The sequence below is a fragment of the Sphingobium chlorophenolicum genome, assembly GCF_000722875.1.
Lineage (GTDB): Bacteria > Pseudomonadota > Alphaproteobacteria > Sphingomonadales > Sphingomonadaceae > Sphingobium > Sphingobium chlorophenolicum.
This window is the reverse complement of record NZ_JFHR01000048.1, coordinates 30,586-43,064: the sequence shown is the minus strand read 5'-3', so window position 1 is coordinate 43,064 and position 12,479 is coordinate 30,586. Positions and strand designations below refer to the sequence as shown.

General features: G+C 64.4%; 11 protein-coding genes. 9 read left to right on the top strand and 2 right to left on the bottom strand.

Features of this window, described 5'->3' with window-relative positions:
- Window positions 1–216 precede the first annotated feature (216 nt).
- The gene (locus BV95_RS17340) at window positions 217–465 is read left to right on the top strand and encodes a CBU_0592 family membrane protein (protein ID WP_037454870.1); all 249 of its coding nucleotides are present in this window, start codon (window positions 217–219) and stop codon (window positions 463–465) included.
- A gap of 71 nt (window positions 466–536) precedes the next feature.
- On the top strand, window positions 537–1,238 hold the full coding sequence (locus BV95_RS17335; RefSeq protein ID WP_037454866.1) for a glutamine amidotransferase: 702 nt from the start codon (window positions 537–539) through the stop codon (window positions 1,236–1,238).
- Here the strand turns inward: BV95_RS17335 and BV95_RS17330 are convergent.
- On the bottom strand, window positions 1,235–1,891 hold the full coding sequence (locus BV95_RS17330) for a glutathione S-transferase (protein WP_037454864.1): 657 nt from the start codon (window positions 1,889–1,891) through the stop codon (window positions 1,235–1,237). The genes BV95_RS17335 and BV95_RS17330 overlap by 4 nt on opposite strands.
- Window positions 1,892–2,015: 124 nt before the next feature.
- On the opposite strand from BV95_RS17330, the gene BV95_RS17325 reads away from it, so the two are divergent.
- Window positions 2,016–3,239 carry a polyhydroxyalkanoate depolymerase gene (locus BV95_RS17325; RefSeq protein WP_037454886.1) on the top strand — a complete coding sequence of 408 codons (1,224 nt, stop codon included), beginning with the start codon at window positions 2,016–2,018 and terminating at the stop codon, window positions 3,237–3,239.
- Between the two features lie 121 nt (window positions 3,240–3,360).
- On the opposite strand, the gene sppA is transcribed toward BV95_RS17325, so the two are convergent.
- Window positions 3,361–5,262 (bottom strand): signal peptide peptidase SppA, encoded by a 1,902-nt coding sequence (gene sppA / locus BV95_RS17320; protein ID WP_037454860.1) that lies wholly within the window; start codon window positions 5,260–5,262, stop codon window positions 3,361–3,363.
- A 154-nt stretch (window positions 5,263–5,416) separates the two neighbouring features.
- On the opposite strand from sppA, the gene gpmA reads away from it, so the two are divergent.
- The 6 genes from gpmA (at window position 5,417) to ileS (ending at window position 12,441) form a co-directional block, all read left to right on the top strand.
- Complete coding sequence (gpmA, locus tag BV95_RS17315; RefSeq protein WP_037454857.1) at window positions 5,417–6,103, top strand: 2,3-diphosphoglycerate-dependent phosphoglycerate mutase; 687 nt, start codon at window positions 5,417–5,419, stop codon at window positions 6,101–6,103.
- Between the two features lie 158 nt (window positions 6,104–6,261).
- The gene (gene purE / locus BV95_RS17310; RefSeq protein ID WP_037454854.1) at window positions 6,262–6,756 is read left to right on the top strand and encodes a 5-(carboxyamino)imidazole ribonucleotide mutase; all 495 of its coding nucleotides are present in this window, start codon (window positions 6,262–6,264) and stop codon (window positions 6,754–6,756) included.
- A 1-nt stretch (window position 6,757) separates the two neighbouring features.
- A complete protein-coding gene (locus tag BV95_RS17305) occupies window positions 6,758–7,828 on the top strand; it encodes a 5-(carboxyamino)imidazole ribonucleotide synthase (RefSeq protein ID WP_037454851.1) in 1,071 nt (356 codons plus the stop codon).
- A gap of 144 nt (window positions 7,829–7,972) precedes the next feature.
- Window positions 7,973–8,497: a dihydrofolate reductase gene (locus BV95_RS17300; RefSeq protein ID WP_037454848.1), complete on the top strand. Its 525-nt coding sequence runs from the start codon at window positions 7,973–7,975 to the stop codon at window positions 8,495–8,497.
- 8 nt (window positions 8,498–8,505) lie between these two features.
- The gene (locus tag BV95_RS17295; protein ID WP_037454846.1) at window positions 8,506–9,444 is read left to right on the top strand and encodes a bifunctional riboflavin kinase/FAD synthetase; all 939 of its coding nucleotides are present in this window, start codon (window positions 8,506–8,508) and stop codon (window positions 9,442–9,444) included.
- 126 nt (window positions 9,445–9,570) lie between these two features.
- Window positions 9,571–12,441 (top strand): isoleucine--tRNA ligase, encoded by a 2,871-nt coding sequence (ileS, locus tag BV95_RS17290; protein WP_037454885.1) that lies wholly within the window; start codon window positions 9,571–9,573, stop codon window positions 12,439–12,441.
- Window positions 12,442–12,479: the final 38 nt, after the last annotated feature.

The window sequence follows — 12,479 nt, the reverse complement described above, 5'->3', positions numbered from 1 at the left end:
TCGCCGGACTGAGTGATTTTGGGTGGTTTGCGGTCATTCCCCCTCCCGCCTGCGGGAGGGGGAATGACCGCAAACCACCCAAAATCACTCAGTCCGGCGAGTCTTGAATTTGTCCACGCTGCCTAAAAATTTCCATTGATGAGGAGCAATATCTGAAAGCCGCTATTCAACCCCGGCTTTTATGAATTAGAGCATCCCTTTTCCTAGGGGGATGGATTGCCGATCCTTGTCGAACTTGTAGGCTGGCTCGGCGCGATTCTCGTTCTCGGCGCCTATATTCTCGTCTCCACGGGCCGCCTGTCGGGCGCATCGCCCGCCTTCCAATGGATGAACGCGCTAGGCGCCGCCTTCTTCGTCCTCAACACCTGGTGGCACGGCGCCATCCCGTCGATGGTGCTGAACATCATCTGGAGCGGCATCGGCTTCGCGGCGCTCTGGCGCATCCGCCGCATCCCGCGCCCATAGCAGTTATTTCGCAAAGCCAAGAAAGGCTGGGGTGGCATGCCGCGTCCGATTTGGCTACCAAGTTGGTAGAGATGAAAAAAGCGCTTATCGTCCGACATGTGCCGCGGGAAGGAGCGGCGGGTTATCTTCAGCCGATCGAGGCCGCAGGCTATGTGATCGAGCGGGTCGACGTCGCCAGCGCCGACTTCGCCGATGTCGACCTCTGCACGCCGGACCTGCTGATCATGATGGGCGGCCCGATGGGCGTCTACGAACATGACATCCACCCCTGGATTCCGCTCCAGATCGAAAAGCTCGCCGCCCGTCTGGAGCAAGATCTGCCGACGCTCGGCGTGTGCCTCGGCAGCCAGATGATCGCCGCCGCCCTGGGCGCCCGCGTCTATCCCGGCAGGCATATGGAACTGGGCTTCGCGCCGGTCGCGCTGAACGGGGCAGGGGCCGATTCCCCGCTTCGTCACTTGCAGGACGTGCCGGTGCTGCACTGGCACAGCGACACGTTCGACCTGCCTGCGGGCGTCGACCTGCTCGCCTCGACCGAATATTATGCGCACCAGGCCTTTCGCCGGGGCCGCAACCTGCTCGCGCTGCAATTCCACGCCGAAATGGGCGAAGACCCCCGTTTCGAGGATTGGCTGACTCATTTCTGGGCCGATCTGGACATCGCCCGGCAATGCGGCATCGCCCTGCGGCAGGATCATGCCGATCACGGCCCCGGCGCCGTCGCCGCGGGCCGCGCCATGATCGCGGAATGGCTGGCCGGTCTGGAAGTTTAAAACTCGACTTCCAGTTCCTCAACCTCATCCTTCTCCCTGCGCGCCGCGTCGATCCACTCGCGCATCGGCTCCCAGTCGTTGCTCCTGTTGCAATAGGCGGCGGATTTGGCCGACAGCGGCACCGCATAGGTCAGGAAACGCTGCGCCACCGGCGCGAACATCGCGTCCGCCACGGTCGGCTGCTCCCCGAACAGCCAGGGCCCGCCATAGGCACCCAGGCATTCGGTCCAGATTTCCTCGATCCGCTCGATATCCTGCCGGGCGCCCGAAAAGACCGGGAATTTCTCATGCCTCACCTTCAGGTTCATCGGCAGGGCTGACCGCAGATTGATGAAGCCGGAATGGATTTCGCCCGAAACCGACCGGCAATGGGCGCGGGCGATCCGGTCCGCCGGATACAGCCCAGCATGCGGATAAAGTTCATGCAGATATTCCGCGATTGCGAGCGTGTCCCATACGCTCGCCCCCTCATGGGTCAGCCGGGGCACCAGCACGGATGGCGACAGCAGCAGCAGTTCCGCCCTGTTTTCAGGATCATCCAGAGCGATCGTCTTTTCCCCGACCTTCAGCCCCGCCAGGCGGCACAACAGCCATCCGCGAAGGGACCAGGACGAATAGGTCTTGCTGGAAATGGTCAATTCTGCGTCGGCCATGGCAATCCTCCCGCTTTGCCGCCATGTTTCCATCAATCATGATGCGGTGCAATATGGAAAAGCTGTATACGGGTCGGTGGGGGCCGAATCGGCGCCGAAGGGGCTTGGGACGCGTTTGAGCAAGATGATGATGTTATATAGCGGCTATCAGGCCTGGAACGACATGATGGCTCCTGCGCGATTCGGCGCTCAAATCGCTCTTTCGCTGAAGGATCGCATGGGTCCGGCCGGGGATTGGCCGATGCCCCGCCGCATGTTCGCCCTGATGGACGTGTTCCAGGGTGCGAAGCTGACCCATCGTCGCCCCGCCTACGCCATAACGCAGGTGCGCAGCGGCAATGCCGATGTCGCCGTGCGGGAAGAAGTGGCGATGGACCTGCCCTTCGGCAATCTGCTGCACTTCGTGAAGGACGATGTGGAAACGGCCCAGCCGAAGGTGCTGGTGGTGGCCCCCATGTCCGGCCATTTCGCTACGCTGCTGCGCAACACGGTGCAGACGTTGCTGCGAGACCATGACGTCTACATCACCGATTGGAAGAACGCCCGCGACGTGCCGCTTTCCGCGGGACGCTTCGGTTTCGACGATTATGTCGATTATATCATGACCTTCATGCAGGAACTGGGGCCGGGGTCGCATCTGGTGTCGGTGTGCCAGCCCTGCGTTCCGGCCATGGCGGCCGTGTCGATCATGGCGGAGGATAAAGACCCCGCCACCCCACGTTCCATGACTTTGATGGGCGGGCCGATCGACACGCGCGCGGCCCCCACGGTGGTCAACGAACTTGCCAACGACCAGTCGATCGAATGGTTCGAGGATAATCTGATCAGCATGGTGCCGATGCGCTATGCCGGGCGCGGCCGCCGGGTCTATCCCGGTTTCCTCCAGCTTTCCGCCTTCATGTCGATGAACATGGACCGCCACGGCGCGGCGCACCGCGAACTCTATCAGCTATTGGCCGACGGCAAGCAGGTGGAGGCTGACAGGATCAAGACCTTTTATGAGGAATATTTCGCGGTCCTCGACATGACGGCGGAATTCTACCTCGAAACCGTGGACAAGGTGTTTCAGCGGACCCTGCTGGCCAAGGGCGAGCTCACCTATCGCGGGCGTCCCGTCAATCCAGGCGCGATCCGCAACACGGCGCTGCTGACGGTGGAGGGCGAGAAGGACGATGTCTGCGCCGTGGGCCAGACGGCGGCCGCCCATGCGCTCTGCACCGGCCTGCGTCCGCACCTGAAGCGCCATCACCTCCAGCCCGGCGTCGGCCATTATGGCGTCTTCTCCGGCAGCAAATGGGAAAAGCAGGTCTATCCGCAAGTGCGGAACATGATCCTGGCGATGAACTGAACCACGCCCATTAAAGGGAGCTTCTACGCGTTCCCGCAAAGGCACATTCCGGTAGCCAAGCCTTAACCTGTGGATTGGCCCCTGCGGTTCAATTCGAACATTCGCAACTGGCCCAGCCCAATCATCCCTTCCAAAGCCCCAGCAACACCGCCATCCACCCCCGCTCATCCGTCTTCGCCATCCTCGGCGCGCCATAGCCCCGGCATTCCAGGCAATCCGCCCGCACCCCGGCGCCGCTCACCAGCGCCCGCACATCGGCCACAGCCTGCAACGCCCAGTTCCGCTGCACCATCGCCTGCCGCCCCAGCAAGTCGCGCCCCATCGTGCCATCGGGCGCACCGGCATCATCCTCTTCCTCGCGATCCACGATGGACTGGACGAACTGGGTGAACGGGTCCGGTTCCTTGGCGATGCGATAGGGCTTTGCCTTGGCCGGATCGATCTTCGCCAGCTTTGCCGCCTCGGCAATCGCATCCTCCAGCCCGCCGAAGCGGTCCACCAGCCCGATCTGCCGCGCCGTCCCCCCGTCCCAGACGCGGCCCTGCGCGATGGCGTCGATCTGCTGCGGCGTCTTGCGCCGGGATTGCGCCACCAGCCCGACGAAGCGGCCGTAAATATCCTCGACCCCCATCTGCATGATCCGGTCGAATTCCGGCGTCGTGCCCCCGGCCACGTCAGGCTGCCCGGAAAGGGGCGTCGTCTTCACCCCGTCGGTGGTCACGCCGATCTTCGCCAGCGTCCCCTCGAAACTGGGAAGTATGCCGAACACGCCGATGGAGCCGGTGATCGTATCCGGCTCGGCAAAGATCATATTGGCGGGCGTGGATACCCAATATCCGCCGCTGGCCGCGACATTGCCCATGGACACCACTACCGGCAGTCCTTCCGACTTCGCCTCCATGATGGCGCCGCGTATCTTCTCCGACGCCATCACCGATCCGCCCGGCGAATCGACCCGCACCACCAGCGCCTTCAGATCCTTCTCCGCCAGCGCCTTGCGCAGCAGCTTGGCGATCGTGTCGCCCGCCGCCGTGCCCGGTCCGGCCTCGCCGTCGACAATATCCCCGGCAATGGTCAGCACGCCGATCTCGCCGTCATTGGCGGGCTTGTGCGCCTTCATATAGGTGCGAAGGTCGATGGCCGCGAAATCCCCATCCTTGTCGTCCGGCGCGTCGCCCGCCACCTCCGCCACTCGCGCGCCGAAGGCCGCCTCATCGCCCAACTTGTCGACCAGCCCCGCGCCCAGCGCCGCCTTCGCCAGATTGCCACCAGCCGCCTGCGCCAGACCCGCCGGATCGTTCACATAGGCCGCCAGCCGCGCCTTGGGCCGGGCGGTAGCCACTTCCTGCCGCCAATCCTCCCACAGCGCATCGGCCAGCGCTTGATTGGCTTGCTTCGCTTCCGGCGACTGCCCGGTCCGCGTGAACGGCTCTACAAAACTCTTATAGGTGCCGACGCGATAGACATGGGTGTTGACCCCCAGCCTGTCGATCAGCCCCTTATAGTAAAGCCCCGACCCGCCACGCCCGGTAATCGCCACCCCGCCCAGCGGATTGACCCAGCTCTCGGTCGCATGGGCCGCCAGTTGATAGCTGTCGTCGCTGTAGATGGTCGCATAGGCGAAGACCGGTTTCTTCGCCGCCCGCACCGCATCCAGCGCCTTGCCGACCCGCCCCAGCGCGACCTGACCGCCGCCCGTGAACCCGTCGAGGTTCAGCACCACGGCCTTGACCTTCTTGTCATCCTTGGCGGCATCCAGCGCGGCGACGATGTCCGCCAGCGCATATTCCTTCGCCCGGTCGCCCCCGCCGGTCAGCAGCGCCATCGGATCGACCTCGGCGGGTTGCTCCACGATGCTGCCGTCCAGTTTCAGCAACAGCGCGCCGCTGCTCACGCTCTGGCCGGGTTTGGGCGACCAGGACAGCGCCGCATAGAGAAGGCCGAAGAAACCCAGCAGGAACAGCAGCACCAGCCCGTCCTTGATGGCGACCAATATGCGCCACATGCCCTTCACGAATGCCAAGTCGCCGCTTCCTTCTTACAATATCCGAATGGGCTATCCCATCGACGGACCGACTGCAATGTGGGGGCGGGCGGGGCCTGCGCAAGCTTGCGCCGGATATTTCCGGCGCTATGGGAGGGCGCGACATTTCGCTCTTGTGCAGGAGACGCGCCCCATGCCCACTCTCGTCCTCATCCGCCACGGTCAGTCGGCCTGGAACCTTGAAAACCGCTTCACCGGCTGGTGGGACGTGGATGTGACGGAGAAGGGCGCGGAGGAAGCGCGCGCCGCCGGCCGCCTGCTGCGCGACAAGGGGCTGGACTTCGACCAGTGCTACACCTCCGTCCAGACCCGCGCCATCAAGACGCTGAACCTGGTGCTGGAGGAAATGGGCCGCCTCTGGCTGCCGGTGGAGAAGGACTGGCGCCTCAACGAACGCCATTATGGCGGCCTCACCGGCCTCAACAAGGCGGAGACGGCGGCCAAGCATGGCGACGATCAGGTGAAGATCTGGCGCCGCAGCTTCGACACGCCCCCGCCGCCGCTGGAGGCGGGCAGCGAATTCGACCTGTCGAAGGACCGCCGCTATGCAGGCATTGCCATCCCCTCCACGGAATCGCTCAAGGACACCATCGCCCGCGTGCTGCCCTATTGGGAAGAACGCATCGCCCCCGATTTGAAGGTGGGCAAGCGCGTCGTCATCTCCGCCCACGGCAATTCGCTCCGCGCGCTGGTGAAGCACCTCTCGAACATCCCCGATGACGAGATCACCGAACTGGAAATCCCCACCGGCCAGCCCATCGTCTATGACCTGGCCGACGACCTGACGGCGAAGGACCGCTACTACCTGTCGGAACGCTGATCATTGAATCCCCCTCCCGCTTGCGGGAGGGGTTAGGGGAGGGCATGTCCGTCATCCGTCATTGTGACGGATTTCTATCCGTTAAATCCGTTGCCCCTCCGCCCACCTCCCGCTAAGGGGCTTTGCTTTCCGCATTATCAGGGAAAGTGCGAAGCGAAATGACCGGGGCAGTCGAAGCCGCAAAAGTCGGCATCATCATGGGCAGCCGATCCGACTGGGAGACGATGCGCCACGCGTCCGAAACCCTCGAAGCGCTCGGCGTCCCCCATGAATGCAAGGTCGTCTCCGCCCACCGCACGCCCCAGCGCCTCTACGACTACGCCACCGGCGCGGTCGACCGTGGCCTCAAGGTCATCATCGCGGGCGCTGGCGGCGCGGCGCACCTCCCCGGCATGGTGGCTTCCATGACCCGCCTCCCCGTCCTGGGCGTCCCAGTCGAATCGAAATCCTTGAAGGGCATGGACAGCCTGCTCTCCATCGTCCAGATGCCCGGCGGCATCCCCGTGGGCACGCTCGCCATCGGCAAGCCCGGCGCGATCAACGCCGCGCTCTTCGCCGCCTCCATCCTCGCCACCATCGACGAAGCGCTGGCCGCACGCCTCGACGCCTGGCGCGAAAAGCAGACCAATGACGTAGCGGAAACCCCGGAATAAGATGACGACGATCCCGCCCGGCTCCACCATCGGCATACTCGGCGGCGGCCAGCTCGGCCGCATGATCGCCATCGCCGCCGCGCAGCTTGGCTATCGCACCCACATCTACGCCCCGGAATCGAGCGGCCCCGCCGCCGACGTCTCCCCCCGCTGGACCCAAGGCGCCTATGAGGATGCCGACGCCCTAGCGGCCTTCGCGGACAGCGTGGCCGTCGTCACCTATGAATTCGAGAATATCGACCCTTCGGCCGTCGAAGTCCTCGCCACCCACGGCCTCGTCCGCCCCGGCGCGCAGGCCCTCCGCGTGGCCCAGGACCGCCTCGCCGAAAAGCGCTTCGTCTGCGACCTCGGCGGCCTGACCGCCCCCTTCGCCCCGGTCGAAAGCCTCGACGATCTGGAAGAAGCCATCGACCGGATCGGCAGCCGGGCGATCCTGAAAACCAACCGCATGGGCTATGACGGCAAGGGGCAGGCGCGTCTCTCCGACCCCGGCGATGCGGTCGGCGCATGGAACGCGATTCAGCGCCAGAGCGCCATATTGGAAGGCTTCGTCACCTTCGCGCAGGAATTCTCCGTCATCCTCGTGCGCGGCGCGGACGGCCAGATCCGCTTCTGGGACTCCGCCGCCAATGTCCATACGGACGGCATTCTCGACACCTCCACCGTCCCCGCAGGCTCCTTGATCGAAGGCCAACTCCCCGAAGCCCGCGCCCTCGCGTCGAAGGTCGCCGACGCCCTCGACTATGTCGGTGTCCTGACACTGGAGTTCTTCGCCAGCGCCGACGGCCCGGTCTTCAACGAAATGGCCCCCCGCGTCCACAATAGCGGCCACTGGACCATCGAAGGCGCGCTCACCAGCCAGTTCGAAAACCATGTCCGCGCCATTTGCGGCCTGCCGCTGGGCGACACCGGCCTTGCCGCCGCGAAGGTGGAGATGCGCAACCTCATCGGCGAACAGGCCAATGACTGGCTGCAAATCCTGTCCGACCCGGCCAACCATCTCCACCTCTACGGCAAGCACGAAGCCCGTCCCGGTCGCAAAATGGGCCATGTCACCCGACTGACCCTCTGACGCGATGAGCCACAACCCCACCCCGTTCGCCCTGAGCTTGTCGAAGCCTGTCCTGAGCGACTGCCGCAGGCAGGCAGTCGAAGGGGGCTTTTCTTTCTTGAGGGGGAATGAAGGGCTTGGCCTGAAAGGCGCCAAGCAGGCATCATGACAAATACCCCCGAAATCCTCATCATCCTGGCCCGCGCCGACAATGGCGTGATCGGCAAGGATGGCGACCTGCCCTGGCGCCTCCCCGCCGACCTCAAACATTTCAAGGCGCTCACCCTGGGCCACCCGATGGTCATGGGCCGCAAGACCTTCGACAGCCTGCCCGGCCTGCTCCCCGGCCGCCGCCACATCGTCCTCACCCGCGACACGGCATGGACAGGGGAGGGCGCCGAACCCGTCGCCACGGTGCAGGCCGCCATCGCAAAGGCCGCCGCGCCCACCATCGCCGTCATCGGCGGCGCGGAGATCACGAAACTCTTCCTCCCCCTCGCGCACCGCATCGAACTCACCGAAGTCCATATCGACACGGAAGGCGACACCCACATCCCCTATCCCGATCCCGCAGACTGGCAGGAGGTCGCCCGCGAAGACCATCCGGCGGAAAATGGCCGCCCCGCCTACAGCTTCGTCACCCTCCACCGCACGACCGCGCATTGCCAGCGGCCTGACACCCCCCTATAGCGCGCCTCATGGAGCGGCTGCACAGCAGCGCCCCGATGCCCGCCCATCTGCGCGGCAGCATCATGGCGCTGGGGAATTTCGACGGATTTCACGCCGGGCACCAGGCCGTGGCTCGCCGCGCCATCGCGCTTGCCCGCGCCCAGGGTCGCCCCGCCATCATCGCCACCTTCGATCCGCATCCGATGCGGCTGTTCCGCCCGGACACGCCCTGGTTCCGCCTGACCACGCTCGACCAGCGCGAACGCCTGTTCGACAGGGCAGGGGCCGACGCGATGCTGGTGTTCGATTTCACCCGCGAACTGGCCGCGCTCGACCCGCAGGCCTTCGTCGACCTGCTGGCCCAATGGGGCGTGGCGGGCGTGGTGACAGGGGAGGATTTCACCTTCGGCAAGGACCGCGCCGGTTCCATCGACACGCTGAAGCAACTCGGCGCGCCCCTGGGCCTGACGGCGCAGGCCGTCGCCCCCATCACCGGACAGGACGGAGAGATCATCTCCTCCACCCGCATCCGCGAAGCGCTCAAATCCGGCGACTGCGCCACCGCCACCCGCCTGCTGACCCGCCCCTTCACCATAGAGGGCATCGTCCAGCACGGCGACAAGCTGGGCCGCACCATCGGTTTCCCCACCGCCAATGTCGACATGGGCCATTATCTGCGCCCGGCCTACGGCATTTATGCCGTGCGCGCCCTGCTGCCCGACGGCCGGGTGCTGGACGGCGCCGCCAATCTCGGCATTCGCCCCACCTTCGACCCGCCGAAGGAATTGCTGGAACCGCATTTCTTCGACTTCGCCGAAAGCCTCTACGACCAGCGGATAGAGGTTCAACTCATCCACTTCCTCCGCCCCGAAGCGAAGCTGGACGGCCTCGACGCCCTGATGGCCGCCATCGCGAAGGACTGCGACGATGCGCGGCAAATCCTTGCGGGAACGCCCCACCTCGCGTAGGGCACCGGGCACGTTTTTCTCACCCGTTCGCCCTGAGCCTGTCGAAACCCCTTTCCTTTCTTTCGAAAGGAAGAGCGGCCCTTGGACAAGCGCAGGGCGACGGATTTTTGGTTGTTCTGGATACCCATGACCGACGCACCCGACTATAAAGCCACCGTCTTCCTTCCCGTCACCGACTTCCCGATGAAGGCGGGCCTCGCGCAGAAGGAACCGGCGATCCTCGCGCACTGGGAAGCGATGGACCTCTACGGCCAACTGCGCGAACGGCGGAAGGGCCGGGAACGCTTCATCCTCCACGACGGCCCGCCCTACGCCAATGGCGACATCCATATGGGCCATGCGATGAACAAGGTGCTGAAGGACATCATCGTCCGCAGCCAGTCATTGCTGGGCAAGGACGCGCCCTATGTCCCCGGCTGGGACTGCCACGGCCTCCCCATCGAATGGAAGATCGAGGAGGAATATCGCAAGAAGAAGCAGAATAAGGACGAAGTCCCCGCGTCCGAATTCCGCGCCCAGTGCCGCGCCTATGCGGACAAGTGGGTCGGCGTGCAGAAGGAACAGTTCAAGCGCCTTGGCGTCATGGGCGACTGGGACGATCCCTATCTCACCATGAAGTTCGACGCCGAAGCCACCATCGTCGGCGAACTGCTGAAATTCGCGGAAAGCGGCCAGCTTTATCGCGGCGCGAAGCCCGTCATGTGGTCCCCGGTCGAAAAGACCGCGCTGGCCGAGGCGGAGGTCGAATATGAGGACATCGTCTCGACCCAGATCGACGTGGCGTTCGAGATTGTCGAAGCGCCGAACGCGCCGGAACTGGTCGGCGCCCATGCGGTGATCTGGACGACGACCCCGTGGACGATCCCGGTCAATCAGGCTTTGGCCTATGGGCCCGAAGTCGATTATGTCCTCGTGGAAAGCAATGGCCGCAAACTCCTGCTGGCCGAAGCCCTCGTCCCCTCCGTCCTTCTCCGTCATTCCCGCGAAGGCGGGAATCCATCTCCCGACGTCACCTCCAACGCAACGCCCGAGGCAACCATCCTCTGGCGCGGCAAAGGCGCCGACCTCGCCGGAGCCGTCGCCCGCCACCCGATGCACCATCTCGGCGGCTTCTTCGCCAAGCCCCGCCCGTTCCTCGCGGGCGATTTCGTCACCACCGACGCGGGCACCGGCCTTGTCCACATGGCCCCCGACCATGGCGAGGACGACTTCGCGCTCTGCAAGGCGAACGGCATCAACCCGGTCTTCGCCGTCGAAAATGACGGCAAATATCGCGAGGACTGGCTCTGGCTCGGCGGTCAGGGATCGGTCATCAACCCCAAATTCGTCAGCAAGGACGGCCCGATCTGCACCGATCTGCGCGAAGCAGGGGGGCTTCTGGCGGCCTCCGACGACTTCAAGCACAGCTACCCCCATAGCTGGCGCTCCAAGGCGAAGATCATCTTCCGCTGCACCCCCCAATGGTTCATCCCGATGGACCAGCCTTCCTCCGCATCACAACAGCCGTTCGCTTCGAGCGAAGTCGAGAAGCCGCAGGGCAACGCCGCCACCCTGCGCGACCTCGCCCTGAACAGCATAGAGCATACAAGATGGGTGCCCGAACGCTCGATCAACCGCATCCGCTCGATGGTGGAGGGCCGCCCCGACTGGGTGATCAGCCGCCAGCGCGCCTGGGGCGTCCCCATCGCTCTCTACGTGCATCGCAAGACCGGCGAATATCTCGTTGATAAAGCAGTCAATGCCCGCATCATCGAAGCGTTCAAGGGCGCAGGCGCCGACGCATGGTTCGGCGCCGACCACCAAGCGCTGCTCGGCCCGGATTACGACCTCAACGACTATGAGGTGGTGAACGACATTCTCGACGTCTGGTTCGATAGCGGCTCCACCCACAGCTTCGTCGTGGAGGGCCGCTATGGCCCGGACGCCCGCGCCGACCTCTATCTCGAAGGCTCCGACCAGCATCGCGGCTGGTTCCAATCCTCCCTGCTGGAATCCAGCGGCACCCGCGGCCGCGCGCCCTATGACGCCGTCCTCACCCACGGCTTCGCGCTGGACGGGCAAGGCCGCAAAATGTCGAAGAGCCTCGGCAATGTGGTCGACCCGCTCAAGGTCATTGCCGAAAGCGGCTCCGACATCCTGCGCGTCTGGGTCGCCAGCACCGATTATTTCGACGATGTCCGCATCGGCAAGGAAGTGCTGGCCGGTTCGTCCGACGCCTATCGCAAACTCCGCAACAGTTTCCGTTACTTGCTTGGCGCTCTTTCCGACTTCTCCGAAGAGGAAAAGCTTCCCGTAAGCGAAATGCCGGAACTGGAGCGCTACATGCTCCACCTGCTCGCCAGGCTCGACGCGGACCTCAAGGGCGTGGTCGACAAGGCGGCGGGCAGCGAGAATTGGCTGGAATTCAGCCGCTACACCCGCGCCCTGTTCGACTTCGTCAACAGCGACCTGTCGGCCTTCTTCTTCGACATCCGCAAGGACTGCCTCTATTGCGACGCGAAGTTGGACCCCAAGCGCCGCGCCTATCGCACTGTCCTCGATACGCTGTTCCACGCCCTGGTCCGCTACGCCGCGCCAATCATCCCCTTTACCGCTGAGGAAGTGTGGCAAAGTCGCTTCGCAAACCTGGAAGAAAGCGTTCATTTCCTGGAATGGCCGGAAGTCGACGCATCCTGGGCAAATGAAGCCCTCGACGCCAAATGGACCGCGATCCGCAACCAGCGCGATCAGGTCAACGAAGCCATCGAACCCCTCCGCCGCGAAAAGACCATCCGTTCCAGCCTGGAGGCCGACGTCACCATGGGCGAGCAGGTTCCCAGCGACGGTGTGAACTTCGCCGAAATCGCCATCGTCGCCCGCATCGAAACGGGTAAGGGCGAAGGCATCTCGGTCAAGCCCAGCGACTGGCACAAATGCGGCCGCTGTTGGCGCCTGCTGCCGGAAGTGGAAGAGGACGGCGCCCTCTGCGACCGCTGCGACGAGGTGCTGGGCGCATAAACTCTTGCCAAGCGGTACGTGCTCCTGCGAAGGCAGGG